Origin of the sequence: Parapusillimonas granuli (assembly GCF_013416525.1) — a bacterium.
Taxonomy (GTDB): Bacteria; Pseudomonadota; Gammaproteobacteria; order Burkholderiales; family Burkholderiaceae_B; genus Parapusillimonas; species Parapusillimonas granuli.
In genome coordinates this window covers 328974-355110 of record NZ_JACCEM010000004.1, presented here as the reverse complement: position 1 = coordinate 355110, position 26137 = coordinate 328974, and the positions used below count along the sequence as shown (strand labels likewise).

At 64.1% G+C, this 26137-nt stretch carries 23 protein-coding genes and 4 tRNA genes; 8 read left to right on the top strand and 19 right to left on the bottom strand.

Annotation, left to right across the window (positions count from 1 at the left end; translation table 11 throughout):
* The first annotated feature begins 2 nt into the window (after nucleotides 1-2).
* Complete coding sequence (locus H0A72_RS09315; protein WP_180154793.1) at nucleotides 3-2363, top strand: NADP-dependent malic enzyme; 2361 nt, start codon at nucleotides 3-5, stop codon at nucleotides 2361-2363.
* A gap of 45 nt (nucleotides 2364-2408) precedes the next feature.
* Here H0A72_RS09315 and H0A72_RS09310 read toward each other — a convergent pair whose 3' ends face one another.
* Together H0A72_RS09310 and H0A72_RS09305 are read right to left on the bottom strand one after the other, a co-directional pair.
* Nucleotides 2409-3458, bottom strand: coding sequence for an HD-GYP domain-containing protein (locus tag H0A72_RS09310; RefSeq protein WP_180154792.1), 1050 nt, complete (start codon nucleotides 3456-3458; stop codon nucleotides 2409-2411).
* A 10-nt stretch (nucleotides 3459-3468) separates the two neighbouring features.
* Complete coding sequence (locus H0A72_RS09305) at nucleotides 3469-6411, bottom strand: MHYT domain-containing protein (protein WP_246436911.1); 2943 nt, start codon at nucleotides 6409-6411, stop codon at nucleotides 3469-3471.
* Nucleotides 6412-6657: 246 nt separating this feature from the next.
* Here H0A72_RS09305 and H0A72_RS09300 point away from each other — a divergent pair, with 246 nt between their 5' ends.
* Both H0A72_RS09300 and H0A72_RS09295 read left to right on the top strand, forming a co-directional pair.
* The gene (locus H0A72_RS09300) at nucleotides 6658-7059 is read left to right on the top strand and encodes a PIN domain-containing protein (protein WP_180154790.1); all 402 of its coding nucleotides are present in this window, start codon (nucleotides 6658-6660) and stop codon (nucleotides 7057-7059) included.
* A gap of 74 nt (nucleotides 7060-7133) precedes the next feature.
* A complete protein-coding gene (locus H0A72_RS09295) occupies nucleotides 7134-7373 on the top strand; it encodes an alpha/beta hydrolase family protein (protein ID WP_246814993.1) in 240 nt (79 codons plus the stop codon).
* Nucleotides 7374-7433: 60 nt separating this feature from the next.
* Here the strand turns inward: H0A72_RS09295 and H0A72_RS09290 are convergent, their stop codons facing one another.
* Nucleotides 7434-8666: an MFS transporter gene (locus tag H0A72_RS09290; RefSeq protein ID WP_180154789.1), complete on the bottom strand. Its 1233-nt coding sequence runs from the start codon at nucleotides 8664-8666 to the stop codon at nucleotides 7434-7436.
* Between the two features lie 147 nt (nucleotides 8667-8813).
* Between H0A72_RS09290 and H0A72_RS09285 the strand changes: the two genes are divergently transcribed.
* Nucleotides 8814-9326 carry a TetR/AcrR family transcriptional regulator gene (locus H0A72_RS09285; RefSeq protein ID WP_218953237.1) on the top strand — a complete coding sequence of 171 codons (513 nt, stop codon included), beginning with the start codon at nucleotides 8814-8816 and terminating at the stop codon, nucleotides 9324-9326.
* A gap of 333 nt (nucleotides 9327-9659) precedes the next feature.
* Here H0A72_RS09285 and H0A72_RS09280 read toward each other — a convergent pair.
* The 11 genes from H0A72_RS09280 to miaB all read right to left on the bottom strand — a co-directional run bounded on the left by H0A72_RS09280 (nucleotide 9660) and on the right by miaB (nucleotide 16448).
* Nucleotides 9660-9755: transfer RNA gene (locus H0A72_RS09280), tRNA-Asp, on the bottom strand.
* 69 nt (nucleotides 9756-9824) lie between these two features.
* A complete protein-coding gene (locus H0A72_RS09275; protein WP_180154787.1) occupies nucleotides 9825-10106 on the bottom strand; it encodes a helix-turn-helix domain-containing protein in 282 nt (93 codons plus the stop codon).
* On the bottom strand, nucleotides 10103-10441 hold the full coding sequence (locus H0A72_RS09270) for a type II toxin-antitoxin system RelE/ParE family toxin (RefSeq protein WP_180154786.1): 339 nt from the start codon (nucleotides 10439-10441) through the stop codon (nucleotides 10103-10105). The genes H0A72_RS09275 and H0A72_RS09270 overlap by 4 nt, the downstream gene beginning before the upstream one ends.
* Nucleotides 10442-10598: 157 nt before the next feature.
* Nucleotides 10599-10675 (bottom strand) — tRNA-Asp (locus H0A72_RS09265).
* 29 nt (nucleotides 10676-10704) lie between these two features.
* Nucleotides 10705-10780: transfer RNA gene (locus tag H0A72_RS09260), tRNA-Glu, on the bottom strand.
* Between the two features lie 68 nt (nucleotides 10781-10848).
* A tRNA-Ala gene (locus H0A72_RS09255) sits at nucleotides 10849-10924 on the bottom strand.
* A gap of 91 nt (nucleotides 10925-11015) precedes the next feature.
* Nucleotides 11016-12650: an apolipoprotein N-acyltransferase gene (gene lnt / locus H0A72_RS09250; protein ID WP_180154785.1), complete on the bottom strand. Its 1635-nt coding sequence runs from the start codon at nucleotides 12648-12650 to the stop codon at nucleotides 11016-11018.
* Nucleotides 12647-13531 carry a CorC family transporter gene (locus tag H0A72_RS09245; RefSeq protein ID WP_180154784.1) on the bottom strand — a complete coding sequence of 295 codons (885 nt, stop codon included), beginning with the start codon at nucleotides 13529-13531 and terminating at the stop codon, nucleotides 12647-12649. Before H0A72_RS09245 ends, lnt begins: the two co-directional genes overlap by 4 nt.
* Nucleotides 13532-13598: 67 nt before the next feature.
* Nucleotides 13599-14075 (bottom strand): rRNA maturation RNase YbeY, encoded by a 477-nt coding sequence (gene ybeY, locus H0A72_RS09240; RefSeq protein ID WP_180154783.1) that lies wholly within the window; start codon nucleotides 14073-14075, stop codon nucleotides 13599-13601.
* Nucleotides 14065-15078 carry a PhoH family protein gene (locus H0A72_RS09235; protein ID WP_180154782.1) on the bottom strand — a complete coding sequence of 338 codons (1014 nt, stop codon included), beginning with the start codon at nucleotides 15076-15078 and terminating at the stop codon, nucleotides 14065-14067. The genes ybeY and H0A72_RS09235 overlap by 11 nt, the downstream gene beginning before the upstream one ends.
* A complete protein-coding gene (miaB, locus tag H0A72_RS09230; RefSeq protein WP_180154781.1) occupies nucleotides 15075-16448 on the bottom strand; it encodes a tRNA (N6-isopentenyl adenosine(37)-C2)-methylthiotransferase MiaB in 1374 nt (457 codons plus the stop codon). The genes H0A72_RS09235 and miaB overlap by 4 nt, the downstream gene beginning before the upstream one ends.
* Before the next feature lie 202 nt (nucleotides 16449-16650).
* Between miaB and sorT the strand changes: the two genes are divergently transcribed.
* Nucleotides 16651-17883 carry a SorT family sulfite dehydrogenase catalytic subunit gene (gene sorT, locus H0A72_RS09225; RefSeq protein WP_246436909.1) on the top strand — a complete coding sequence of 411 codons (1233 nt, stop codon included), beginning with the start codon at nucleotides 16651-16653 and terminating at the stop codon, nucleotides 17881-17883.
* A 10-nt stretch (nucleotides 17884-17893) separates the two neighbouring features.
* Nucleotides 17894-18232 carry a SorU family sulfite dehydrogenase c-type cytochrome subunit gene (sorU, locus tag H0A72_RS09220; RefSeq protein ID WP_180154780.1) on the top strand — a complete coding sequence of 113 codons (339 nt, stop codon included), beginning with the start codon at nucleotides 17894-17896 and terminating at the stop codon, nucleotides 18230-18232.
* 87 nt (nucleotides 18233-18319) lie between these two features.
* On the opposite strand, the gene secF is transcribed toward sorU, so the two are convergent.
* The 5 genes from secF to queA form a co-directional block, all read right to left on the bottom strand.
* Complete coding sequence (secF, locus tag H0A72_RS09215; RefSeq protein ID WP_180154779.1) at nucleotides 18320-19258, bottom strand: protein translocase subunit SecF; 939 nt, start codon at nucleotides 19256-19258, stop codon at nucleotides 18320-18322.
* A 54-nt stretch (nucleotides 19259-19312) separates the two neighbouring features.
* Nucleotides 19313-21187 carry a protein translocase subunit SecD gene (gene secD, locus H0A72_RS09210; protein ID WP_180154778.1) on the bottom strand — a complete coding sequence of 625 codons (1875 nt, stop codon included), beginning with the start codon at nucleotides 21185-21187 and terminating at the stop codon, nucleotides 19313-19315.
* A gap of 61 nt (nucleotides 21188-21248) precedes the next feature.
* A complete protein-coding gene (gene yajC / locus H0A72_RS09205; RefSeq protein ID WP_180154777.1) occupies nucleotides 21249-21596 on the bottom strand; it encodes a preprotein translocase subunit YajC in 348 nt (115 codons plus the stop codon).
* Between the two features lie 54 nt (nucleotides 21597-21650).
* The gene (gene tgt, locus H0A72_RS09200) at nucleotides 21651-22790 is read right to left on the bottom strand and encodes a tRNA guanosine(34) transglycosylase Tgt (RefSeq protein ID WP_180154776.1); all 1140 of its coding nucleotides are present in this window, start codon (nucleotides 22788-22790) and stop codon (nucleotides 21651-21653) included.
* Nucleotides 22787-23824, bottom strand: a complete 1038-nt coding sequence (gene queA / locus H0A72_RS09195) for a tRNA preQ1(34) S-adenosylmethionine ribosyltransferase-isomerase QueA (RefSeq protein ID WP_180154775.1) — start codon at nucleotides 23822-23824, stop codon at nucleotides 22787-22789. The genes tgt and queA overlap by 4 nt, the downstream gene beginning before the upstream one ends.
* 148 nt (nucleotides 23825-23972) lie before the next feature.
* On the opposite strand from queA, the gene dacB reads away from it, so the two are divergent.
* On the top strand, nucleotides 23973-25442 hold the full coding sequence (gene dacB, locus H0A72_RS09190; RefSeq protein ID WP_180154774.1) for a D-alanyl-D-alanine carboxypeptidase/D-alanyl-D-alanine endopeptidase: 1470 nt from the start codon (nucleotides 23973-23975) through the stop codon (nucleotides 25440-25442).
* A 39-nt stretch (nucleotides 25443-25481) separates the two neighbouring features.
* Nucleotides 25482-26120 (top strand): uracil phosphoribosyltransferase, encoded by a 639-nt coding sequence (gene upp, locus H0A72_RS09185; protein WP_180154773.1) that lies wholly within the window; start codon nucleotides 25482-25484, stop codon nucleotides 26118-26120.
* Nucleotides 26121-26137 lie beyond the last annotated feature (17 nt).

Here is a 26137-nt window from a genome sequence, read left to right as displayed (position 1 = left end):
ACATGAGCATGACGGACAGGGAAGCGGCGCTCCGCTATCACGAATTCCCCACCCCCGGAAAAATTTCCGTGAACGCCAGCAAGCCGCTGGTCACGCAACGGGATCTGGGGCTGGCGTACACGCCCGGCGTTGCGGCCGCGTGCGAAGAAATCGTCGACGACCCGATGAACGCCTTCCGCTACACGGCGCGCGGCAACCTGGTGGGCGTCATCACCAACGGCACGGCGGTGCTGGGGCTGGGCAATATCGGCGCGCTGGCGTCCAAGCCCGTCATGGAAGGCAAGGGCGTGCTCTTCAAGAAGTTCGCCGGCATCGACGTCTTCGACATCGAAATCAACGAAACCGACCCGGACAAGCTGGTGGACATCATCGCCGGGCTGGAACCCACTTTCGGCGGCATCAACCTCGAAGACATCAAGTCGCCCGAATGCTTCCAGGTCGAAAGCAAGCTGCGCGAACGCATGAAGATCCCGGTGTTCCACGACGACCAGCACGGCACGGCCATCTGCGTATCGGCCGCCTTCATCAACGGCCTGAAAGTGGCCGGCAAGGACATCGCTCAGGTCAAGGTCGCGGTGTCGGGGGCGGGCGCGGCGGCCTTGTCGTGCCTGGACCTCATGGTGGACCTGGGCCTGCCCTTGGAAAACATTTGGGTCTCCGACATCGAAGGCGTGGTCTACCATGGCCGCAAGAAGCTGATGGATCCGAAAAAGGAACGCTACGCGCAAAAGACCAAGCTCCGGACGCTGGCCGAAATCATCGACGGGGCCGACGTCTTCCTGGGGCTGTCCGCCGGCGGCGTCCTGAAGCCCGAAATGGTCGCCCGCATGGCGCCCCGCCCCCTGATCCTCGCCCTGGCCAATCCGGTGCCGGAAATCCTGCCCGAGGCCGCGCATGCGGTGCGCGACGACGTCATCATGGCCACGGGGCGGTCCGACTATCCCAACCAGGTCAACAACGTGCTGTGCTTCCCCTACATCTTCCGGGGTGCGCTGGACGTCGGCGCCACCACCATCACGCGTGAAATGGAGCTGGCGGCGGTGCACGCCATCGCCGGGCTGGCCGAAGAAGAACAGAACGAGGTGGTCGCGGCGGCCTATGGCACCTACGACCTGGCGTTCGGGCCTTTGTATCTGATCCCCAAGCCTTTCGACCCGCGCCTCATCGTGCGCATCGCGCCCGCGGTGGCCAAGGCCGCCATGGACAGCGGCGTGGCCGCGCGGCCGCTGGCCGACCTGGCCTCCTACGCGGAACAGCTCGAACATTTCGTCTACCATTCGGGCGCCTTCATGAAGCCGCTGTTCTCCATGGCGCGCCAGCAGGTGCGCGACGGCGGCAAGACCCGCATCGTCTTCACCGAAGGGGAAGACGAGCGCGTGCTGCGCGCGGTGCAGGTGGTGGTGGACGAAAAACTGGCGCACCCCATCCTGGTCGGCCGTCCGCAAGTGCTGATGTCCCGCATCGAGAAATACGGCCTGCGCCTGCGCCTGGGCGAGGACGTCGAAGTCACCAACCCCGAGAACGACGTCCGTTTCCACCAGTACTGGACGGCGTACTGGGAACTCATGTGCCGCAACGGCATCACGAAGGAAATGGCGCGCGTGGAAATGCGGCGCCGGCTGACCCTGATCGGGGCCATGATGGTCAAGCTAGGCGACGCCGACGGCATGATTTGCGGCACCGTGGGCAGCTACCACGAGCACCTGCGCTTCATCGACCAGGTCATCGGGCTGAAGCCGGGCGCCAGGACCTACGCGGCCATGAACATCCTGCTGCTGGACGAGCGCACCGTGGCGCTGGTCGATACGCACGTCAACGACGACCCCACCGCGGAACAGATCGCCGAATTCACCATCGCGGCCGCGGAGCAGATGAAGTGGCTGAACCTGGTGCCCAAGGTGGCCTTGCTGTCGCGCTCCAACTTCGGGTCGGGCAGTTCCGCCTCGGGCGCCAAGATGCGCCGGGCGCTGGAACTCGTGCTGGCCAAGGCGCCCGGGCTTGAAATCGACGGCGAAATGCACGGCGACTGCGCGCTGGACGAAGCGCTGCGGCTGCGCATCCTGCCGTCTTCCCGGCTGAAAGGCGCGGCCAACCTGCTGGTCTGCCCCAACGTCGATTCCGGCAACATCGCGTACAACCTCTTGAAGACGGCGGCGGGCAGCAACGTGGCCGTCGGCCCCTTCCTGCTGGGCGCCAACGCGCCGGTGCACATCCTCACCTCCAGCTCCACCGTGCGGCGCATCGTCAACATGGCGGCCCTGACGGTCATCGACGCCAACGCCAATGCGGAGGCCGCGGCGTCCGATCCCGCCGTCGAGGCCCTGGTCCAGGGCCTGGCGGCGCAGCAGCTGGTGAACGTCTGAACGGGCGGGCGGCGCCGGCCGGCCGGTGCCGCCCGCCTTTTGACGTTAATAGGCCCTGGCCGGCGGCGCCCCGGCGTTCGCGTCTTCGCCGGGCGCGCCCTCGTGGTCGGTCCAGCGCTCCTTGATCTTCAGGATCTCGGGCAGGCAGCCGATGAAGCGCTCGACCAGATCCGGGTCGAAGTGCCGGCCGCTCTCGCTGCGGATGAGCTCGATGGCGGCCTCGACCGTCCACGCCGGCTTGTAGGGCCGCACGCTGGTCAGCGCGTCGAACACGTCGGCGATGGCCACGATGCGGGCCACGTGGGGTATGTCCTCTCCCGTGTAGCCGTTGGGGTAGCCGCTGCCGTCCCACTTTTCATGGTGATTCAGCGCGATGACCCGGGCCATGGCCAGCAGGCCGTCCGCATGCTTGCCGATGATCTTGCCGCCGATCTCGGTGTGCCCCTGCATGGTCGCCCACTCCGCCGGCGTCAGTTTGCCGGGCTTCTGCAGAATGGCGTCGGGGATGCCGATCTTGCCGACGTCGTGCATGGGCGCCGCGTGCAGCAGGTCTTCGGCGGCCTCGGCGCTGTAGCCCGCGGCCAGGGCCAGCACGCGCGCATAATGGCTCATGCGGATCACGTGCATGCCGGTTTCGTTGTCCTTGTACTCGGCCGCCATGCCCAGGCACTGGACGATCTGCAGCCGGGTGCGGCGCAAGGTTTCGGCCTGCACCAGCGACAGATGCGTGCGGACCCGGGCTTTCACGATCAGGGGGCTGAAAGGCTTGGTGATGTAGTCGACGGCGCCGAGATCGAAGCCGGTCTGCTCGTCGGCGGCCTCGGACAGCGCGGTGACGAAAATCACCGGAATGGGGGCGGTGGCGGCATTGCGCTTCAGCCTTCGGCACGCTTCGTAGCCGGACATGCCCGGCATCATGATGTCCAGCAGGATCAGGTCGGGGCTTTCGGCGCCGGCGATGTCCAGCGCCTTCAGGCCGTCTTTGGCGAAGAGCAGGCGGTAGTCGTCCTGCAAGGTGTGGCGAAGAATCTGCAAATTGGTGGGTTCGTCGTCCACCAGCAGTATCGTCCGGCGATTGCCTTTCATGCTTTCCATATGATGCGCTTCACTTGTCGGAGGGGCGCGCCTGCAGGACGGACGCGGCTTCGCGCAGCAAGGTCCGGGCGCGGTCGAAGTCGAAGGAATCCAGCGCTTCGCTCAGCTGGGCGTGCAACCGCGCCGCCCCATGGGCGCGCAGGCTCGCGAAAATGGGCTGCAGCGACGCGTCGTCGATTTCATGGCGCTCCAGCTGGGCGAGGGCGTGCTCGATGTGCGCGGCGGCCGCGGGCGGGAGGCCGGCCGCCGAGGCCGAATCGGCTTGCGGCGGCTCCTGCGGCCCCGCGGCCCGGCGCTCGCGCAGCTCTTGCGACGCCATGGCGAGCATCCGCTTGAGCCGGGCGATCCTGGGCGCCAGGTCGTCCACGAGGCCGGCGCGCAAGGCTTCTTCCAGGGCGGCCGCGTGCCGGGCGATGCCGGGCATGGACAGATTGCCGGCGGCGCCGCGTATGCCGTGCAGACTGTCCCGGACGGACGGCCAGTCCGCGATGGGCGCGGAGCCGTCCGGCAAGGGGTGCCGCTGGTCCACCGCGGCCAGGAAGCCCGTGGCCGCGTCCATCAAGCGCTGCTCGCCGCCCCAGAGCGCGACGCCGGCGGCCCAGTCGATCTGCGCATCCGGCAAGTCTTCGTCGCTTTCCGGGCCGGCCGCCGCTTCGGGCGGGGCCAGCTTCAGCACCCGTGCGATTTCCGCGGTCAGCTGGACCGCATCCAGCGGCTTGACGGCGAAGCCGTCCATGCCGGCGGCGCGCGCCGCGTGGCGGTCGGCGTCCATTACGCTGGCCGTCAGGGCGATGATGGGCGTGGCCGGCAGATCCTGCAGGCGCTCCAGCTCGCGTATGCGCCGCGTCGCCGTCAGCCCGTCCACGCGCGGCATGTGTATGTCGATGAGGGCCACGTCATAGCGCCCTTGCTGGAATTTGCGCAGGACTTCTTCCCCGTCCCGGGCCGAGGTCACGTCGTGGCCGCTCTTGAGCAGGATGAGCGTCAGCAGCTCCAGGTTCTGCTCGACGTCGTCCGCGATCAGGATGTTCAGGGGCGGCAGCGCAAGCGCGCTTGCGTTGGGCGCGACGGGATCCGGGCGGCGCCCGGTCGGCAGGGGCAGGCGAATATGGAAGGTGCTGCCTTGCCCGGGCGCGCTGTCCACATGGATGGTGCCCTGCATCAGCTTCACCAATTGGCGCGAGATGGTCGTGCCCAGCCCCGTGCCGCCGAAGCGCCGGCTGATCGAGACGTCGGCCTGGGTGAAGGGGTCGAAAATGCTTTCCACCTGCTCGGGGCTCATGCCTATGCCGGTGTCCTTGACGGCGATGTGGACCACACCCGCTTCATGGCTGAACTCCACGGTCACGGCGCCCTGCTCGGTGAACTTGATGGCGTTTCCGATCAGGTTGGTCAGCACCTGCTGGATGCGCAAGGGGTCGCCGACGAAATACTCGCCCATGTCGTCGGGGTAATGGAAGCTCAGCAGCAGGCCTTTCGCCGACGCGTTCAGGCTGAGGGAGTTGATGATCTGGACCGCCAGTTCCTTCAGCGAAAAATCTATGCTTTCCACCTTGACCGCGGCTTTTTCCAGCTTGATGGTGTCCAGGATGTTATTGAGCAGGCCCAGCAGCGAATGCGAGGACTTGCGCACGATGTTCAGGTAGCCGCGCTGCTCGGGCGTGAGCTGGTCCTTGAGCAGCAGCTCGGTGAAACCGATGATGGAGTTCATCGGCGTGCGGATCTCATGGCTCATGTTGGCCAGGAAGGCGGTCTTGGCGGACGCCGCCTGCTCGGCGCGTTCCGCCGCTTCCCTCAGCGAGGACTCGAGCTCGCGCTGCGCCGTGATGTCGGTCACGAAGCCCACGAACAGCGGCGCGCCCGGCAGGTTGACCTGCCCCACCGCCAGCCGCATGGGCATCAGGCTGCCGTCCTTGCGCAGGCCGGTGACCTCGCGGCCCGAGCCGATGATCTTGGGTTTGCCCGAGCTCATGTAGTTGTGCAGGTAGCCGTCGTGCTCGGACTGATACGGCTCCGGCATCAGCATCTTGATGTTGCGGCCGATCACCTCGGACTCCTTCCAGCCGAACAGCCGTTCCGCCGACTGGTTGAAGGCGCGGATCAAGCCGTGGTGATTGATGGTGATGATGCCGTCCACCGCCGTGTCGACGATGGCCCGTATGCTCGATTCGCTGTCTTCCATCTTGCGATAGAGCTGGCGATAGCGGATCAGCCCGTTGACGGAGGTGACCAGCACGGTCACCGTGATGGTGAAGGTCGACAGCCACAGCGAGACGAAGGTATTGTTGATCAGCACCGCGTTCAGCGCGTCTTCGGGCGTTCCGATGAAGCGCGCCGCCGCCATGCCCGTGTAGTGCATGCCCGAAATCGCGGCGCCCATCACGGTTCCGCTCAGCACGAGCCGCGGCAGGGGCCGCAGCCGGGCCAGGCGCAGGCCGAAATGCACCCACAGGGCCAATATGGCCAGCGCGATCGCCAGCACGACCGACAGCGAGAACACCAGCGGGTCGTAGCGCAGGATGGGCGTCATCCGCATGGCCGCCATCCCGTTGTAGTGCATGGTCACGATGCCCAGCCCGACCAGCACGCCGCCCAGCACCAGTGGCCAGCCGCGCACGTCCTTGCGCGACAGTATCTGCAAGGCGACCCAGGAAGCGGCCAGGCTGGGCAGCACCGACAGCATGGTGACGGTCGGGTCGTAGCTGACGGCGGCGCACAGCTCGAAGGACAGCATGCCGATGAAATGCATGGTCCAGATGCCGCCGCCCAGCGCGATGGCGCCGGTGCCTATGGCGATCTGGCGATGCAGGGTGAGATCCGAGCCGCGCGCGATCCGGGCCGTCAGCAAGGACATGACGGAGCAGAACACGGCCACGAGCACCGACAGCGTGACCAGCCCAAGGTTGTGGCTTCCGTCTATGTATGGAAGATCCAGGGATGGATCTATGAACATCTTCCCGATTTCCCACATGTTGATTCGGTCTCGATTGGCGGTGAACAGGATCGATTGCGATATCGGCCGTCGATTAGATTGATAACGGCATTGGGTGTGGGGAATTTAGTGCTTGGTTTCGTTCCAATGCTTTGGCATATGCAATGTCATCGAGCTTTTAGCTCGATGGAGACAAGACGAGCCGCTTGCTCTTGAAGACCGGTTCCCCGACATCTCCGACACACCCGCCGTGCCGGAGGATGTCCTGTGAGCGGTTACCTGCTGGACGCCAGCATCATCAGTGCGCTTCTGCGCGACCCGGATGGCCCCGCTGGTCATCACATCGAGCGGGTCGGCCCTCAAGGGATCTGCACCAGCATCATCGTCGCGGCCGAACTGCGCTATGGCTGCGCAAAGAAGGGCTCCGCAAAGCTGTCGGCCCGGGTTGAAAGCCTCTTGCAGGCAATTCCCATTCTGCCTTTGGATATTCCGGCCGACGCCGAATACGGCCGCATTCGCGCCGAACTGGAGGCGGCTGGCAACCCTATCGGCGCGAATGATCTGCTGATCGGCGCCCAGGCTTATTCGCTCGGCATGACCCTCGTGACGGGGAACTCCGGGGAATTCGAGCGGATTCGCGGGCTGGTCGTGGAAAACTGGCTGTCATAGGCGCCGTCACCACGCGGTCGCGCAGCGCTGGCAAGCTATGCCTCTCAGGACGTCCGCTTCTTTCTGGACGGCGGGTGTCGCCGGGTAGCCATGCCAAGACCTTGCTCACGCAACCGCTGATGGTGGTGGTAGGCGAGCAGGTCGGAGCCTGTGGCGCCTACCGCGACGGCTGCGAAATCATCGGCCGCGCTGCTTCCCGGAAGAAGGAACTGGTGGTCGTCGAAGGCTGCTCGCACTACGACCTGTACGACCAGCCGGAGCCGGTCGGCCAGGCGCTCGCCAGGCTGATTCCTTTCTATCAAGAGAACCTGTAACGGCTGGGTGGGGGGGCGCAATTTGCCGGCAGGTCCCAGGACCGAGATTTATCAGTAAACTTATTGGCGTTGTAGTGCTCGTATCGGTCGTGAAGCAAAACCAAGCAAGGTGATGATGCCACTGGCAAAACCCATCACGACAAAGAGCCAGCGGATACCGATGACTTCGCCCAATGGAGACGCCGTGGCAAGGCCAACGGGCGCGGCCACCGCCATCGCCGTGGTCAGCAACGACAAGACGCGACCTTGCAGATGATTCGGCACCGTTGTCTGGATTAGCGCCGTCATCGGCGCACTGCCAAGGATATAGGCGGTGCCACTTAGCGACCAGAAAACGACCGCGATCCACAGCATGTTGGAAGGCGCGAATCCAACCGTCCCCAAAAGGAAGCTGGAAATAGCGAAGCTTCCGAGTATCCAGAGGACCTTGTTCTTTGCCGCGATGACGGCGGCCAAAACACCTCCCGCCAACATACCGACACCTGCCAGTCCCTCCATCAAAGCAACCTCCGAGGCACCTCCTCCGAAATGCTCTTTCACAAGCAAAGGAACGAGCGTGAAGGAAGGCATGACGCACATGACTACGACAGCCATTAGGGCATAAAGACGCAGAAGCCCCGGGTTACACCATACCACGTCGAAGCCGTCCCGGATGTCTGCCCAGAAGCTCGTGATCTGAGCGTCTGCTGCCCGAGCCTGTGGGATCTTGAACACCAACAGAGGAACGACGCCCAGGAGAGCGGTGACGACATCGATGGCTAGCGCATATCCGATCGGCATGGCAGACAGCGCCAACGCCCCGAGCGGCGCGGCGGCCACTAGCATGACACCTTGAAGCGATTGGTTTAGGCCCGCGGCACGGGGTATGAAGGCCCGCGGAACTAGCATGGCCGTGCTGGCTGCTGCGGCGGGTGCCTGGAACGCCTGCATGGCACTGCGGACAAGCATCATCGTATAGACGTGCCAGAGTTCTACATTATCCGTCAGGAACAGAATGATCAACACTGCCATGCAAAGGGCGCTAACGGTATCACTCGAAATCATGATGAACCGGCGGCTGTAACAGTCGGCCAGCGCTCCGCCGATTGGGCCTAGCAAGGCCTGAGGAAGAAGAACCACAAGCCCCGCCATGGCCAGCGCGCTGACGCTACCCGTGGTATCAGTGATCCACCATAGCAAAATGAACTGCGTCAGCGCCGAGCCGACGAGAGATAGAGCTTGACCGCAGAATACGGACCAGAACCGTATTTGCCAACGCGGGCCGGTATCACAAAGCTCTGGGTATGGAGTCATAAATATCAACCTATGGATTTTCGGCTGCCGATGGTTTGTTCTCAGCCTCTTGCCTGAATGTGTATATCCATATAGTATAGTTTCAATAAATACGTATGTATTTAAATAGGACGGACTATGGGGCGAAAAAAGAACATAGATCGCGAAATGCTTCTTGACCTGGCGGAAGACATCGTGCGGACAAAGGGTGCTGCTTCCCTGACGATCGAGGCGCTGGCGCGAACGGCTGGAATCACGAAAGGCGGGGTGCAATACACCTTTGCGAGCAAGGCGGCGCTGATCGAGTCGATCGGCACGCGGTGGCTGAGCCGCTATGAGGAGCTGTTAGAGCACCATGTCGGACCAGCCCCAACGCCTGTCGAGCGGGTGAAAGGGCACGTTGCGGCAACCTTCGAGGACGAAAACAGTGCCGACGGCAAGGCTGCTGGCGTTATGACCATGCTCATGCAAACGCCGGAATTCCTGCAAGGCACGCGTGAATGGTATAGAGATAAGTTGGAGAACGTCGACACCACCACATCCGAAGGCCGGATGGCTCGCCTCGCATTTCTTGCAGCGGAGGGCGCATTTTACCTGCGCTTTCTTAGGCTCATGGAGATAGATGACGCCCAATGGGCAGCTATCTACCAGGATATCAACGTCCAACTTCTGGAACGCTGAAAAGGTCAACGACTTAGTGGTATCGTTTTATAGACGAAATGAACTGCCAGCAAGACAGACAGGGTTGAATAGATAGTTCTATCAGCCACAAGAGCGAATCGTTTTAGTTCCCGCAACAGGTCTCGGTAACGTTTCGAGGCCGGATCCATATCTGCCTTGCTGGTCCTTTCCGTCTTGTTCTGAAAGCAGTGGATCACATGGATGGCGTCTGCGGCGCTTGGCAATGTAGATGGCCCTGAAGGCGCCGGCGTTCAAGGATGCCAGACAGGGTCGGAAATAAGTCGGGCAAAAAAAAGCACTTACATCATGTAAGTGCTTTTCTATTGAATTCTTTGGCGGAGCGGACGGGACTCGAACCCGTGACCCCCGGCGTGACAGGCCAGTTACAGAAGTCAATGTTTATGCGGGTTTCCAGCCAATTCGTATTCCAAAAACGTATAAGTTTGATGTCCATTCTATGCGATTTTGCGCACTTTCATTCCAAAGGAACTGAAGCCGTCAGGCAGGTTCAAGCACGCGCATTTCAATATGCAGCCCGGCAGCAGCCGCCATATTTACCAGTGCATCAAGACCAAAAACGTTGACTTTTCCGCGCATCAGATCAGAAACACGGGGCTGGGTCACACCAAAAAGTTTGGCGGCTTCGGCCTGGCTCATCTTGGCATGAACTATGTGTTGCTTCAGTGCTGTCATGAGGACTGAACGAAGCTTCATGTTTTCTGCTTCTTCCTTCGTGTCCTCGATGGCATCCCAGACACTGGCAAATCGTTGGTTGCTCATTTACTTAACTCCTGCAATAGATTCCGATAACGTTTCGAGGCCAGATCTATGTCTGCCTTGCTGGTTTTCGCCGACTTCTTCTGAAAGCAGTGAATGACATAAACGGCATCGGCGAACCTGGCAACATAGATGACCCTGAAGGCGCCGGCACTGTCGCGAATGCGGATTTCTTTGACACCCTGGCCAACTGTGTTCATGGGCTTCCAGCCATCCGGATCCAAACCGTTCTGAACCTGATCGATCTGGTGACCAGCTTCGCGCTTGGCAGAAAGCGGGAAGGCACGAAGATCTTCAAGCGAACTTCCGAGGAACTCGACAGGCTTAAGTGTGGACATGCGGAACTTATACAATATTTTGTATGTTCCTGGCAAGCCTGATATCCCCGTTTATGGGGTAGGGCCGGGCTTTGAAGTAAGCTCTTAATTTTGGAATATAAATTAGGCGAAAAAAAAGCGCTTACGTCGTGTAAGCGCTTGATTTTACTGAATTCTTTGGCGGAGCGGACGGGACTCGAACCCGCGACCCCCGGCGTGACAGGCCGGTATTCTAACCAACTGAACTACCGCTCCGCAGCGGTGTACTATCTTGCCAGATCGACTGGCGTCCCCTAGGGGATTCGAACCCCTGTACCCACCGTGAAAGGGTGGTGTCCTAGGCCTCTAGACGAAGGGGACAGGACAAACAAGCTGCGCATTGTAGCATATTCCAATACGCGTTGCCTTGCGGCGTTTTCTTCGTTAGGTGGTGGAGGTAAGCGGGATCGAACCGCTGACCTCTTGCATGCCATGCAAGCGCTCTCCCAGCTGAGCTATACCCCCGTCGTGTGTTGCTTAACGAAGAAGCGAGATTATGCATGAATTTTTTCTTGTGTGCAAGTCGCGTTGTTTTTTTATGAGCTCGGACATGGGTTCAGGCCGCCTGCGGAGCCCGCCCCCTCCTGAAAAGCGCCAGCGCGATGAGCAGCAGGCTGAAGGCCAGTATGGGCCCGTTGCCCCATTTCACATAGGGGGTGGCGCCCGTCATTCCTTGCACTTCGACGTCCAGCACGCCGATGCGTTGCGGTTCCAGCATCGCGCGCACCCGTCCGGTGGGATCGATGGCGGCGGTCATGCCGGTGTTGGTGGATCGGATCATGGGGCGGCCGGTTTCCAGGGCGCGCATGCGGGAAATCTGCAAATGCTGGCGCAAGGACCAGGAGTCGCCGAACCAGGCGAGGTTGCTCAGGTTGACCAATATGGTCGCGCCGGGGCCGTGCACGTCGTCGTCCCGCACCGAGCGGATGATTTCTTCACCGAAAACGTCTTCGTAGCAGATGTCGGGCGCGATGCGCTGGGCGCCGATCTGGAAGACCGGCTGGCGCACGGCGCCGCGATCGAAGTCGCCCAGAGGGATGCTCATGGCGTCGACGAACCATCGGAAGCCGGGCGGGATGAATTCGCCGAAAGGCACCAGGTGGTGCTTGTCGTAGCGCTGGGGCGGCGCGGCCTGGACCAGGGCGGACAGCGGGGTGGAGGCGTCGAAGGCGATGGCGCTGTTGGTGTGGCGCGCCGCGCCGCCGCGCTGGTCGCGCAGGGGCACGCCCATGAGAATGCCGGCGTTGCGCAGGGCCGCGACGTCGAGCCATCGCTGCCAGGTCGCGGGGGCGATGCTGTCCTGGAACAGCGGCATGACGGTTTCAGGCAGGACGATGAGGGCGGGGGCGCCTTCGGGCGTCTTGGGCGGCAGGGCGGCCAGCTCCAGATAGGCGGCAATGCCTTGCGCCATCCGCGCGGGGTCGAATTTCTCCGACTGGGGAATATTGCCTTGCACCAGCCTGATGATCAGGGGGGCGTCTTGCGCCTTGGTCCATGCGACATGGCCAAGACCGATGCCGGCCAGGCCGGAGACGACGGCAAGGCCCACGCCGACCGCCGCTTTGGCGTCGTTCTTCGTGTCCTTGGCGCAGGCCAGCAGCGCGATCGCCGCGGCGGCGAAGGCGGCAAGCCAGGCGACGCCATAGACGCCCACGATCGGCGCCCAGGGAGCCAGCACGCCTTCGATGTGCGCATAGCCGATGTTCAGCCAGGGAAAGCCGGTGAAGAGCGTGCCCCGCAGCCATTCCAGCAGCGTCCAGCCCGACGCCCATGCGGCGGCGGTGAGCACCTGTCGCCCGGCGCCGTGGCCGGCCGCCGTCTGCCTGCCCGCCAGCCAGCGCCCGAGCGCCGTGGCGCCGGCGGAATACAGCGCCAGCGCGAGCGCGAGCAGCACGACCGCGCTGATTGCCAGGGGCAGCGCCATGCCGCCATAGAAATGCATGCTGATGTACAGCCAGTACAGGCCGCAGGCGAAATTGCCGAAACCGAAGGCGAAGCCGTCTCTGGCCGCCGCGCCCACGGACGGCGCGCGCAGCGCGTGGTAGGCCAGGATGGCGAGGGAGAAAATCTGTACGTAGGGCAGGGCCCAGGGCGGCAGGGGGCCTGGGGCGAAGGACAGCGCATGCGCGGCGCCGAGCAGTGCCAGCCCCGCCAGCCTGCCGTCGAGTGCGGGGCGCAGGTTCAAAGTCATTCCGCGCCGGAAGGAGCGGCCGGTTCGGTGTTGTCGCGCTGGATGTGGAGCCAGAGCGCGCGCTTGGCGTCGGCGCCGACCACGGTGATGTTCAGCCCTTGATGGCTGATGCTGTCGCCGCGGCGGGGGATGCGCCCCAGTTCGGCCGCCAGCCAGCCGCCGATGGTGTCGTAGTCGTCGTCGGGCAGGTCGGTGTGGAAGCTTTCGTTGAAGGTTTCGATTTCCGTGATGCCCATTGCGCGCCAGCTGTTGGTGCCCGTCTGGAAAATGGTTTTTTCGGCTTCTTCATCGTATTCGTCTTCGATGTCGCCGACGATTTGCTCCAGGACGTCTTCCATGGTGACCAGCCCGGAAATGCCGCCGTGTTCGTCCACGACGATGGCCAGATGGTTGCGGCTGCTGCGGAAGTCGTGCAGGAGGACGTTCAGCCTTTTGGTTTCGGGGATGAAGACCGCCGGGCGGACCAGCGGGCGCAGGTCGATGGCGGGATTGGTGATGGTCAGAAGCAGGTCTTTGGCGAGCAGGATGCCGACGATGTTGTCGCGGTCGTCTTCGTATACCGGGAAGCGCGAATGGCCGGTTTCGATGATTTCCGGCAGGAGGCCGTCCAGCGGCTTGCTGATGTCGAGCATGTCCATCTTGGAGCGGGGCACCATGATGTCGGCGACGGTCTGGTTGGCGACTTCCAGGGCGCCGGAGATCATGGCGTAGGCTTCGCCGTCTAGGACTTGCCGGTCGTGGGCGGCTTCCAGGACGGCTTTGATGTCTTCGCGGTCTTCGGGCTCCGAGGGCCGCATGAACGCGGTCAGGCGTTCAAACAAAGATTTTGAAGAATGTTTAGCCGGGCGAGGCTCGGCATCGGGTGAGCTAGGTTCTGACATTGTCCCATGGACTGAATACAAGGAGTTTTAGCATAACCGAAATTGCCGCCACGGGTATCGACCGATGTCAACCCCCGTACGGATCGGCGATGCCCATTTTGCTCAGTATATGGGCCTCGAGCGCTTCCATTTCAAGGGCCTCGCCGGCATCGACGTGATCGTAGCCCAGCGCGTGCAGGACGCCGTGCACGACCAGGTGCGCGGCATGGTGCAGCAGCTCCTTGCCTTGCTCGGCCGCCTCGCGGCGCAACACGGGAACGCAAAGGACGATGTCGCCGGCGGCCGTGCCGCCGGGATCGGTGCCGTATGCGAAGGTCAGGACGTTGGTGGCGTAGTCCTTGCCGCGAAATGAGCGGTTCAGGTCGCGGCCTTCTTCGGCATCGACCAGCCGCAAGGTAAGCGCCACGGCGCCCGGTTTTTCGGAACCCTTCCGGGCCTGGGCGACGCCCTCCAGGGCGCGCAGGACCCAGCGGCGGAGCTTCCAGCGCGGGAGCTCGGGCGCCGGGGACTCGTACTGGACGGCCAGCGAGAGTTCAGGCGACATGGTCGCCGGCTTTTTCATAGGCATCGACGATGCGCGCAACGAGAGGATGCCGCACGACGTCGCGGCTGGTGAAGCGGGTGGTGGCGATGCCTTGCACCGACTCCAGGATGTCGACGGCATGGAGCAGGCCGCTGGCCTGGCCGCGCGGCAGATCCACTTGCGAGGGGTCGCCGTTGATGACCGCCTTGCTGCCGAAGCCGATGCGGGTCAGGAACATTTTCATTTGTTCCGGCGTGGTGTTCTGCGCCTCGTCGAGAATGACGAAGGCATGGTTCAGCGTGCGCCCGCGCATGTAGGCGAGCGGCGCGATCTCTATCGTCTGTTTCTCGAACAGGCGCTGCACGCGTTCTATGCCCATCAGGTCATACAGCGCGTCGTAGAGCGGGCGCAGATAGGGGTCGACTTTCTGGACGAGATCGCCGGGCAGGAAGCCCAGGCGCTCGCCGGCTTCGACGGCGGGGCGCGTCAGGACCAGGCGCTGGACGGTTTCCCGTTCCAGCGCGTCGATGGCGCAGGCGACGGCCAGCCAGGTCTTGCCCGTGCCGGCGGGCCCGATGCCGAAGGTGATGTCGTGGCGCAGGATGCTGTTCAGGTAATCGCGCTGGCGCGGCGTGCGGGGGCGCAGGTCGGACTTGCGCGTGCGCAGGCTCAGGCTCTGGTCGTCGACGGGGGGAAGGTCGGGCAGGGCGGCCGGTTCGGGCGCCGCTTGGTTTTCCGCGGGCTCCCGGCCGACGCCCAGCTCGACCATGCCCAGCTGTATGTCGTCGACCGAGAGCGCCTTGTGCGTGGCGCGGCGGTGGAACCATTGCAGCGCCTTGCCGGCGGCCTTGGCCTGTTCGCCCGTGATGGTCACGTGCTCGCCGCGCCGGTTCAGGCTGACGTTCCAGCCGTCGGCGATCTGCCTGAGATTTTCGTCGAGCGGGCCGCAAAGGTTGGCGAGATGCATGTTGTCGCCTTCCAGTTTCACGGTCACGGGTTTGGCCGTTCTTGTCGGTCGTGTCATGCGCGCAGCGTGTCCAGGGTTTCGTTGATGACGATTTCGCCTTTCAGGGAATTGGTCAGGTTCTGGGTGATGCGCACGTCCACCATCTGGCCGATCAGGCGCGGATTGCCGATGAAATTCACCATCCGGTTGTTTTCGCTGCGGCCCGAGAGCTCGTTGGGGTCGCGCCTGGATGGCTTTTCGACCAGGATGCGCTGCACGCTGCCGACCATGGCGCGGCTGATTTCGGCCGCCTGCTCGTTGACCTGGGCCTGCAGCCTGTGCAGGCGGTCGAGCTTTTCTTCCTTGCCGGTGTTGTCTTCGAGGTCGGCGGCGGGCGTGCCCGGCCGGCGCGAATACACGAAGGAAAAGGACTGGTCGAAACCGACGTCCCGTATCAGGGACAGGGTTTTCTGGAAGTCGTCCTCGGTTTCGCCCGGGAAGCCGACGATGAAGTCCGAGGACAGCGTGATGTCGGGCCTGGCGGCGCGCAGGCGGCGCACGATGGACTTGAATTCCAGCGAGGTGTAGCCGCGCTTCATGGCGGCCAGGACCCGGTCGCTGCCCGCCTGCACGGGCAGGTGCAGGAAAGGCACGAGCTTGGGCAGGGCGCCGTGCGCCTCGATGAGGCGGGTGGTCATTTCCTTGGGGTGCGAGGTCGTGTACCGGATGCGTTCGATGCCGGGGATCTCGTGCACGTATTCGAGCAGCATGGCGAAGTCGGCGATCTCGCCGGCGGCGCCCATGGGGCCGCGATAGGCGTTCACGTTCTGGCCGAGCAGCGTGACTTCCTTGACGCCCTGGTCGGCCAGGTCGGCGATCTCGACCAGGACGTCGTCGAAGGGGCGCGAGACTTCCGCGCCCCGGGTATAGGGCACGACACAGAAGCTGCAGTATTTGCTGCAGCCTTCCATGATGGACACGAAGGCCGTCGGCCCCTCGACGCGGGCGGGCGGCAGGGCGTCGAATTTTTCGATCTCGGGGAAGCTGATGTCCACCTGGGCGCGGCCGGATACCCGGCGCCTGGCGATCAGCTCCGGCAGGCGGTGCAGGGTCTGCGGGCCGAAGACGACGTCCACATAGGAGGCGCGCTTGACGATGGCCTCCCCTTCCTGGCTGGCCACGCAGCCGCCGACGCCGATGATGAGGTCGGGCTTGTTCTGTTTCAGGTGCTGGATGCGACCCAGGTCCGAAAACACTTTTTCCTGCGCTTTTTCGCGCACCGAACAGGTGTTGAAGAGAATGATGTCGGCCTCTTCGGGATCTTGCGTCAGTTCGACGCCCTGGTCGTCGTGGAGGACGTCGGCCATCTTGGCCGAGTCGTATTCGTTCATCTGGCAGCCGAAAGTGCGGATGAACAGCTTGCGGGCGGGAGGGGTGGGGTCTTGCATGGCGATCGCCGTGGCGGGTTTATATCCCGGGGGCTGAAATGGAAAGCGGGTATTGTACTGCCAACCGTTCAAAACTACTTAAGCTACGATTGATGCATATCAATATATCTATAATGCATATAATGTAGTCGGCTTTCCTGGCCGATGCAGATCGCAGCCGGGCCCCGATGGCCGGGCATTACTTGAAAAGAAGGAGACAACAATGACACAGACGAGAGAACTCGGCAGCCCCTCCCGGCGCCGCATGCTGGCGTCCACCGGCGGCGTCGTCGCTCTGGCCGGGCTGGGGGGCATGAACCGGGCCACCGCCGCGGGCGCGCAGGCCACCGCCGCGGCGCCCGCCGCCAAGCCCTTGCCCGAGTACGCCAAATGGAAGAACGCGGACGCCCTCATCGTCCACAGCGCCAATACCATCGAAACCAAGCGCGGCGCATTCGGTTCGAGCGTCATCACGCCTTCCGAACACCTGTTCGTTCGCAACAACATCGCTCCGCCGTCGCTCGACATCGTCAAGGATCCCGACGCCTGGACGCTCGAAGTCGCCGGCGTTGCGCGGCCCCGCAGCTTCACCGTGGCGGAACTCAAGACCATGGGGCTGGCGGCCCTGCCCATGGTGCTGCAGTGCTCGGGCAACGGCCGGGCCTGGTTCCCCAGCAAGCCCAGCGGCACGCAATGGACGGTGGGCGCCGCCGGCTGCGTGATCTTCACCGGGGTTCCGGTCAAGGCGGTGCTGGAAGCGGTCGGCGGCATGTCCGAGGGCATGGTCTACATGACCAGCACCGGCGGCGAAGACATGCCCGCCGGACTCGACCCGAAGGACGTCATGGTGGAGCGCTCTGTGCCCGTCTCGGCGCTCGAAGACGCCATACTCGCCTGGGAACTCAATGGCCAGCCCTTGTCTCTGGCGCATGGCGGGCCGCTGCGCATCGTCGTGCCCGGCTATACCGGCGTGAATTCGGTCAAGTACATCAAGCGGCTGGCCTTCACCAAGGAGCAGTCGCCCGCCAAGATACAGCAAACCGGCTATCGCTTGGCGCCCGTGGGCGCCAAGGGCGAATCGACCCAGGCATCGATCTGGGAAATGCCGCCCAAGTCCTGGATCAACACCCCTTCAGATCCCGCTCAGCCCGTCAAGGCGGGGCGGGTGGTGATCAGCGGGGTGGCCATGGGCGGCATGACGGCCGCAAAAACCATCGAGGTGTCGATCAACGGCGGCAAGGACTGGCAGCCGGCGCAATTCGTCGGTCCCGACCTGGGCCGCTACGCCTGGCGCGAATTCGCCCTGGCCGTCCAGCTCGAACCGGGAACCTACCAGCTGGCCAGCCGCAGCACGAACGCGGCGGGCGAGTCCCAGCCGGAAGAGCGGATGGAAAACAATCGCGGCTATCTGAACAACAGCTGGCGTGATCACATGGTAACGATCAAGGTTGCATGAGGACGTTTCGATGAGCCGTTTTGTACTATGTGGTCTGCTGGGCCTGTCTTTGTTGTCGGCGGGCCCGGCGCTCGCCGCGGAGCCTGATGCCGCCATGCTGGAAAAGGGCAAGGCTCTGTTCATGAAGGACGCGGTCCCGGCCTGTGCGGTGTGCCATACGCTGCAGGATGCCGGGGCCGCCGGCCCCATCGGCCCGGATCTGGACGAGCTTAAACCGACTCTGGAGCAGGTCAAAAAAGTGTTGGTGGAGGGGGCGGGCACCATGCCGTCGTTCGCTGAAACGCTGGACGAAGCGTCCAGGGAGGCGGTGGCGGCGTATGTGGTCCATGCCACGGGCGGGGGGAAGTAGCTTCGCCCGTTTCTCTGGTTCTCGCGCGGCCGGCCGCCGGCCGCCGCGCCGTTCCGGACACCCTCGGCGCCCGGCCGGGGCCGGTTGCTACCCCATCAGCTCCGCGCTCGGGTCGTCCTTCTTGACCGGCTTGACCAGATCCTCCCGCTTGATGCCCAGCCACATCGCAATGGCCGCCGCGACGAACACCGAGGAATAGATGCCGAACCAGATGCCGATCGTCAACGCGAGCGAGAAGTTATGCAGCGTGGGCCCGCCGAAGAAGAACATCGACATCACCATCATCTGCGTCGATCCGTGCGTGATGATGGTCCGTGAAATGTTCTGCGTGATGGAAAGATCGATGATCTCCGACACGGGCATCTTGCGCTGCTTCCGGAAATTTTCGCGGATACGGTCCATGACCACCACCGACTCGTTCACCGAATAGCCCAGCACCGCCAGCACCCCCGCCAGCACCGACAGCGAGAACTCCCACTGGAACAGGGCGAAAAAGCCCAGAATGATCACCACGTCGTGCAAGTTGGCGATCGCGCAGGCCAGCGCGAGCTTCCATTCGAAGCGGAACCCCAGATAGATCAGGATGCCGCAGACCACGAACAGCAGCGCCATCAACCCGTTGTGCAAGAGCTCCTGCCCCACTTGCGGGCCCACGAACTCTACCCGGCGCAGTTCGGCGTCGGCGTGCGCCTGCTGCAGCGCCTGCATGACTTTTTCGCTTTGCTGGCCGGCGTCCTCGCCCTCGCGCGAGGGCAGGCGGATCATGATGTCTTGCGAGGTGCCGAAATTTTGCACCTGGAAATCGGTATAGCCCAGGCCTTGTATCGAATTGCGGACGTCGTCCACCTGCACGGCCTGCTGGTAGTGCACCTCCATTACCGTGCCGCCGGTGAACTCGATGGAGAGGTGGAAACCCCGCACAATGATGAACACCACCGCCGCAACAAACGTGATCAGGCTGATCAGGTTGAGCACCAGCGCATGCCGCATGAACGGGATGGTGCGATGAATACGAAAGAATTCCATGTTGCTATGCCTGTAGTAGGATTGCGCCGGCGCCCGAGGGCGCCGGCTGCCGCATTATTTTTCTTCGGGTTTCCAGATCTGGCCGATGGAAATGCTTTGCAGGCGGCGCCGGTTGCCGTAGAAAAGATTGACCAGCGCGCGCACCCCGACGACCGAGGAGAACATGGACGTCAGGATGCCGATGCAGTGCACCACGGCGAAGCCGCGGATGGGCCCCGTGCCGAAGGCCAGCAAGGCGACCCCGACGATCAGGCTGGTCAGGTTGGAGTCGAAGATGGTCGCCCAGGCGCGGTCGAAGCCCAGGTGTATGGCCTGCTGCGGCGACGCGCCGTGGCGCAGTTCTTCGCGGATGCGTTCATTGATGAGCACGTTGGCGTCGATCGCCATGCCCAGCGTGAGCGCGATGGCCGCGATGCCCGGCAGCGTGAGCGTGGCCTGCAGCATGGACAGCACGGCCAGCAGCAGCAATACGTTGAAGGTCAGGCCGATGGTCGAGAACAGGCCCATCAGGTGATAGTAGATGATGATGAAGACGGCGATCGCGATGAACCCGTAGAGCGTGGCGTCGAAGCCCTGCTTGATGTTGTCGGCGCCCAGGCTGGGGCCGATGGTGCGTTCTTCGATGATCTCCATGGGCGCCGCGAGCGCGCCCGCGCGCAGCAGCAGCGCGGTGTCGGCGGCTTCCTGGGCGGTCATGCTGCCGCTGATCTGCACCTGGCCGCCGGGAATCTCGCTGCGGATGACGGGCGCCGTGACCACTTCGCCCTTGCCCTGTTCGAACAGGACGATGGCCATGCGCTTGTTGATGTTGTCGCGCGTGACGTCGCGGAAAATGCGGGCGCCCTTCGAATCCAGCGTGAGGTTGACGGACGGCTGCTGGGTTTGCTGGTCGCGGCCGGGCTGCGCGTCTTGCAGGTTCTCGCCGGTCAGGATGACCTGGCGGCGCAGCAGCAGGGGCCGGCCGTCGCGGTCGTTGTAGCGTTCCAGCCCGAACGGCACGGTGCCGGCCGAGAGCGCGGCCATGGCCGACGGGGAGTCGTCGACCATGCGGATTTCCAGCGTGGCGGTGCGGCCCAGGATTTCCTTCGCCTTGGCCACGTCCTGGACGCCGGGGAGCTGGACCACGATGCGGTCGGCGCCCTGCTGCTGGATGACGGGTTCGGCCACGCCCAGCTCGTTGATCCGGTTGTGCAGCGTGGTGATGTTCTGTTTCAGCGCGTTGGCCTGGACCTGGGTGACGGCGGCTTCGGTGAGCCGGCCGGTGAGCAGGAAGCGCCCGCCGCTTTCGCCGCTGGGCGTGAAGGCCATGTCGGGCATGGCGCGGCGCAATTCCGAGACGGCGGCGTCGCGGTCGGCCGCGCTATTGAACGAGGCGACCAGCGACATGTCGCTGCGTTCGACGCCCGCCAGCGGCACCTTGGCGTCGCGCAGGGAATTGCGCACGTCGCTCGCCAGCGAGTCGTAGCGCCCGGTCAGGGCGCCCTTCATGTCGACCTGCAGCAGGAAATGCACGCCGCCGCGCAGGTCCAGCCCCAGATACATGGGCCGCGCGCCCAGCGAGGACAGCCAGTTGGGCGAAGCCGGCAGCAGGTTCAGGGCGACGGTGTAGTCGGGATTGGACGGATCGGGGTTGAGCGCTTTCTCGATGATGTCCTTGGCCTTGAGCTGGACGTCGGTCGATTCGAAACGCACGCGCACCGTACCCACCGGCCCGTTCATTTCAAAAAATGAACCGGTGGGGGTGATGTTGTTTTGCGCAAGAATGCCTTCGACCCTGCTGAGGACGTTGTTGTCGACCTTGACCGTGGACTTGGCGCCCGCCACCTGGACGGCAGGCGACTCCCCGAAGAAATTGGGTAGCGTATACAGCAGTCCGATGATCAGGGCCACCAGTACGGTGAGGTATTTCCAGAGTGGATAGCGATTCATTGTCGGTCAACAGGCTGTGGCAAAGAAAATGCCCCGGTGCTGGCGGGGCGCGCGCGGGAAATCAAAGCGCCTTGATGGTGCCCTTGGGCAGAACCGAAGTGACGGCCGTGCGCTGCACGATGACTTCCACCGGCTTGTCCGCCAGGGTGGTGACCTCGACCGTGATGTAGCTGTCGCTGACTTTGCTGATCTTGCCCAGCAGGCCGCCGGAGGTAATGACTTCGTCGCCCTTGGCCAGGGCGGAGACCATGTTGCGGTGTTCCTTCTGGCGCTTCATTTGAGGCCGGATCATCAAGAAGTAAAGGATCACGAACATCAGGATGATGGGCAGCATGCCCATCAGGGCGTTCTCGCCCCCCGGGGCGGCGGCCTGGGCGGTGATCAGTGCGAAGGTGTTGATAGGGGCCATCAAATGTACTCCTGTGGGTTTTTTAGTTAACTGTCTATTGTAGCGACATCTTTCTCATTCGATGCCGCTCGCCCGGTCGCGCGCGAATTTTTCCCGCCATGCGCCGAATTCGCCTTTTTCGATGGCGGTGCGCATCTCGCCCATGATGGCGAGGTAGAAATGCAGGTTGTGCAGCGTGTTCAGGCGCGAACCGGTGATTTCGTTCGATTTCTGCAGATGGTGCAGGTAGGCGCGCGAGAAATGGCGGCAGGTGTGGCACGAGCAGGACGGATCCAGGGGCCGGGTGTCGTCGCGGTAGCGCGCATTGCGGATCTTGACGTCGCCATGGCGCGTGAACAGCCAGCCGTTCCGGGCGTTGCGGGTGGGCATCACGCAGTCGAACATGTCCACGCCCCGGCTGACGCCCTCCACCAGGTCTTCCGGCGTGCCCACGCCCATCAGGTAGCGGGGGGCGTGTTCCGGCAGGCGGGGCGCCACATGGGCCAGCACCCGCATCATGTCCTCCTTGGGCTCGCCGACCGACAGCCCGCCGATGGCATAGCCCTCGAAACCGATGTCGACCAGGCCGGCCAGCGACTCGTCGCGCAGCGATTCGTACATGCCGCCCTGGACGATGCCGAAGAGCGCATTGGGGTTTTCCTGCTCCAGGAAGGCGGTGCGCGAGCGCCTGGCCCAGCGCAGCGACATGCGCATCGAGCGGGCGGCCTCTTCCGGGGTGGCGGGCCGGCCGTCGATGGCGTAGGGCGTGCACTCGTCGAAGACCATGGCGATGTCCGAATTCAGTGCGCGCTGGATGCGCATGGATTCTTCGGGGGTCAGGAACAGCCTGGCGCCGTCGATCGGGGAAGCGAACTTGACGCCTTCCTCGGTGATCTTGCGCAGGCCGTTCAGGCTGAACACCTGGAAGCCGCCGGAGTCCGTCAGGATGGGCTTGTGCCATTGCATGAAGCCGTGCAGGCCGCCGTGCTTCTCCATGACTTCCGTGCCGGGCCGCAGCCACAGGTGGAAGGTGTTGCCCAATACGATTTGCGCGCCGATCTCTTCGAGCTCGTGCGGCAGCATGGCCTTCACGCTGCCGTAGGTGCCGACCGGCATGAAAATGGGGGTTTGAACCACGCCGTGGCTGAGGGTGATTTCCCCACGGCGGGCCGCGCCGTCGGTAGCCAGCAGCTTGAACTGTAGACCGGTCGTCATTGCTCGGGTTTTTCTATGAACATGGCATCGCCGTAGCTGAAGAAGCGATACCTGGATTGGACGGCGTGCGCGTAGGCGCGGCGTATGGGCTCCATGCCGGCCAGGGCGGACACCAGCATCAAGAGGGTGGACTGGGGCAGGTGGAAATTGGTGATCAGGGCGTCGACCCAGGAGAACTCATAGCCGGGGGTGATGAAAAGGCGGGTGTCGCCTTCCAGCGGGCCCGGCCCGGGCGCTTGCCGCGCGGCCGATTCCAGGGCGCGGACGCTGGTGGTGCCCACGGCGACGACGCGCCCGCCGGCCGCGCGGGTGGCGCGCAGCAGCTCGATGGTCGCCGGCGGGACGCTGTAGCGTTCGGCATGCATGACGTGCTCGGACAGGTTTTCGGTCCGGACGGGCTGGAAGGTGCCGGCGCCCACGTGCAGCGTCACGAAGGCGCGCGCCACGCCCTGGGCGGCAAGGCGGTCCAGCATGGCCTGGTCGAAATGCAGGCCGGCGGTGGGCGCCGCCACGGCGCCGGGCTCGCGCGCATAGACCGTCTGGTAGCGCTCGTCGTCCTGGCGGCCGGCGGCATGCTCTATATAGGGGGGCAGGGGCGTGGCGCCATGGCGCTCCAGAAGCTCGAGCACGCTGGAAGGGAACACGAGCTCGAACAGTTCGCCCTGGCGGCCGCGCACGTCCACGGTGAACTGTTCCGCCAGCACCAGCCGGCTGCCCGGCTTGGGCGATTTGCTGGCCCTGACATGGGCCAGCGCCGTGTCGGCGCGGGTGATGCGCTCGACCAGGACTTCGACTTTGCCGCCGCTTTCCTTGCGCCCCGCCAGCCTGGCCTTGATGACCCGGGTGTCGTTGAAGACCAGCAGGTCTCCGGGCCGCAGCAGGCCGGGAAGATCGATGAAGTTCCGGTCGTGCAGCGCTCCGCGCGCATCCAGATGCAGCAGGCGGCTGCCGGCTCGTTGGGACGCGGGGGTCTGGGCGATCAGTTCCGGGGGAAGTTCGTAGTCGAACTGCGAAAGATGAAGACTAGGGTTCACGCGAGAAATGGGTTCTGGTGGGCCCGCCGGACGGGCCTGAAATGATTTTGTCCCGGTATTTTAAGCCGCGGCGTGGAAATTCCGCTTTGGCGGCCTCCCGGCGCGCCGCAGTTTGGTTATGCTGAGGGTTTTTCGGGAGCGGATATTCATGTTTCTGTCGCTGTCGCGGTCGGGGGCCGGCCTGGGCCGCCGGATCCGTGGATGGTCGCGGCGCCTGGGCGCCGCCTTGCTGCTGGCGGGCCTGTGCGCCGCGCCGGCGCTGTCTCAAAACCTGCCCAAGGAATTGGCCGACGCCTGGCGCGCCACGCGCCTGCCCCAGGGCGCGCTGTCGCTGATGGTCAAAGAGATCGGCGGCCCGGTGCTGTTTTCCGTCAATCCGGATACGCCGCGCAACCCGGCTTCGGTCATGAAAATGGTCACCACCTGGACGGCGCTGTCCGGCCTGGGGCCGGACTACACCTGGCGCACGGCGTTCTATGCCAAGGACGGCGGCCGGATCGACGCCCAGGGCACGCTGCAGGGGCCGCTGTACCTGAAGGCGGCCGGCGACCCTCTGTTGACGATGGAAGAGCTCTGGGGGCTGTTGCGCGAATTGCGCCTGCGCGGCGTCAAGAACCTGAGCGAAGTCATCGTGGACCGCTCCGTGTTCGGCCCGGTGGCCATCGATCCCGGCGTGTTCGACGGCGCGCCCGATCGCCCGTACAACGCCAGTCCGGATGCCATGATGGTCGGCCTGGGCGCACTGCGGGTGCTGTTCCAGCCGGATCGCGCCGCGCAGAAATGGGTGCCCGTCCTGGATCCGCCCGTCAAGAGCTACCGGGTGAACGGGGAGGTCAAATGGAGCGGCGGGACCTGCACCGGCTCGCCGTCCGTGTCCGCCCAGGTGGCCGCCGTGGGCGCCGAAATCGTCATCAACGTGTCCGGGACCGCTCCGGCCTCCTGCGGCGAATTCAGCGTGTACCGGCTCGCGATCTCGCAGCCGGAGTATTTCGCGGCCTTGTTCCAGATGCTGTGGAAGGAACTGGGCGGCACGCTCGCCCGCGGCGTCAAGGACGGCAGGATGCCCGCCGGGCTGCGCCAGGTCGTATGGCACGAATCTGAAACGCTGGCCGACACCATCCGGCTCATCAACAAGCAGAGCAATAACGTCATGGCCAGAACCCTGCTGCTCACCTTGGCGGCGCAAACCCACGGCGAAGGCGCCACCCCGCAGACGGGCGCGGCGGCCGCGCTTGCGGTGCTGAAAAGCCAGGGCGTGGACACTCGCGGCTGGGTCATCGACAACGGCGCCGGCCTGTCGCGCGAGGGCCGGCTCACGGCGCAGGGGCTGGTCGGCATGCTGGAAGCCGCCTGGCGTTCGCCCATGATGCCCGAGTTCATGTCCTCGCTGGCGATCTCCGGGGTGGACGGCACCGTGCGCCGGCGCCTGCGGGACGACCAGACGAAAGGCATGGCCCATCTCAAGACCGGCAGCCTGCGCGACGTCCGGGCCCTGGCCGGCTATGTGCTCGGCGCCAGCGGCAAGCGCTACATCATCGTCAGCATCGTCAATGACGAACGCACCGGCGCCGCGCGGCCCTTTGGCGATGCGCTGATCAGCTGGCTCGCGGCGCGCTAGGCGGCCGCGAGCAAACAAGAAGGAAAGAAAGGAAGCCCTATGCCCATACATGAAATACGCCACCCCTTGATACGCCACAAGCTGGGCCTGATGCGCCGCGCGGACCTCAGCACCAAGAATTTCAGGGAGATGGCCCAGGAGATCGCCTCGCTGCTCACCTACGAGGCCTCGAAGGACCTGCCGCTGGAGCCCGCCACCATAGACGGCTGGTGCGGCCCGCTGGGCGTCGAAAAGCTGGCCGGCAAGAAGGTGACGGTCGTGCCGATACTGCGGGCCGGCATCGGCATGCTCGACGGCGTGCTGAACCTCATTCCCGGCGCCAAGGTCAGCGCGGTCGGCATCGCGCGGGACGAGGAAACATTGAAGGCCCAGACCTATCTTGAACGGCTGGTGGGGCAGCTGGACCAGCGCCTGGCCCTGATCGTGGACCCCATGCTGGCCACCGGGGGCTCCATGGTCGCCACCATAGACCTGCTGAAGAAGGCGGGCTGCCGCAACATCCGGGCCCTCGTCCTGGTGGCGGCGCCGGAAGGCATCCGGGCGGTCGAAACGGCCCATCCCGACGTCCATATCTACACGGCGTCGATAGACAGCCATTTGAACGAGGACGGCTACATCATCCCGGGCCTGGGCGACGCCGGCGACCGGATTTTCGGCACCCGGCAGAAAGCGTTGTGAGCATTCCCGGAGCGGCG

Bases quoted from the DNA above. Each gene is read 5' to 3' on its own strand.
- H0A72_RS09315 (WP_180154793.1), top strand. From the start codon at position 3: ATGAGCATGACGGACAGGGAAGCGGCGCTCCGCTATCACGAATTCCCC.
- H0A72_RS09290 (WP_180154789.1), bottom strand. From the start codon at position 8,666: ATGACTCCATACCCAGAGCTTTGTGATACCGGCCCGCGTTGGCAAATA.
- dacB (WP_180154774.1), top strand. From the start codon at position 23,973: ATGTTTCTGTCGCTGTCGCGGTCGGGGGCCGGCCTGGGCCGCCGGATC.
- H0A72_RS09245 (WP_180154784.1), bottom strand. From the start codon at position 13,531: ATGTCAGAACCTAGCTCACCCGATGCCGAGCCTCGCCCGGCTAAACAT.
- H0A72_RS09275 (WP_180154787.1), bottom strand. From the start codon at position 10,106: ATGAGCAACCAACGATTTGCCAGTGTCTGGGATGCCATCGAGGACACG.
- miaB (WP_180154781.1), bottom strand. From the start codon at position 16,448: ATGCAAGACCCCACCCCTCCCGCCCGCAAGCTGTTCATCCGCACTTTC.
- H0A72_RS09310 (WP_180154792.1), bottom strand. From the start codon at position 3,458: ATGGAAAGCATGAAAGGCAATCGCCGGACGATACTGCTGGTGGACGAC.
- H0A72_RS09285 (WP_218953237.1), top strand. From the start codon at position 8,814: ATGCTTCTTGACCTGGCGGAAGACATCGTGCGGACAAAGGGTGCTGCT.
- tgt (WP_180154776.1), bottom strand. From the start codon at position 22,790: ATGACGACCGGTCTACAGTTCAAGCTGCTGGCTACCGACGGCGCGGCC.
- H0A72_RS09235 (WP_180154782.1), bottom strand. From the start codon at position 15,078: ATGACACGACCGACAAGAACGGCCAAACCCGTGACCGTGAAACTGGAA.
- sorT (WP_246436909.1), top strand. From the start codon at position 16,651: ATGACACAGACGAGAGAACTCGGCAGCCCCTCCCGGCGCCGCATGCTG.
- secF (WP_180154779.1), bottom strand. From the start codon at position 19,258: ATGGAATTCTTTCGTATTCATCGCACCATCCCGTTCATGCGGCATGCG.
- lnt (WP_180154785.1), bottom strand. From the start codon at position 12,650: ATGACTTTGAACCTGCGCCCCGCACTCGACGGCAGGCTGGCGGGGCTG.
- H0A72_RS09305 (WP_246436911.1), bottom strand. From the start codon at position 6,411: ATGTTCATAGATCCATCCCTGGATCTTCCATACATAGACGGAAGCCAC.
- secD (WP_180154778.1), bottom strand. From the start codon at position 21,187: ATGAATCGCTATCCACTCTGGAAATACCTCACCGTACTGGTGGCCCTG.
- H0A72_RS09270 (WP_180154786.1), bottom strand. From the start codon at position 10,441: ATGTCCACACTTAAGCCTGTCGAGTTCCTCGGAAGTTCGCTTGAAGAT.
- yajC (WP_180154777.1), bottom strand. From the start codon at position 21,596: ATGGCCCCTATCAACACCTTCGCACTGATCACCGCCCAGGCCGCCGCC.
- upp (WP_180154773.1), top strand. From the start codon at position 25,482: ATGCCCATACATGAAATACGCCACCCCTTGATACGCCACAAGCTGGGC.
- sorU (WP_180154780.1), top strand. From the start codon at position 17,894: ATGAGCCGTTTTGTACTATGTGGTCTGCTGGGCCTGTCTTTGTTGTCG.
- ybeY (WP_180154783.1), bottom strand. From the start codon at position 14,075: ATGTCGCCTGAACTCTCGCTGGCCGTCCAGTACGAGTCCCCGGCGCCC.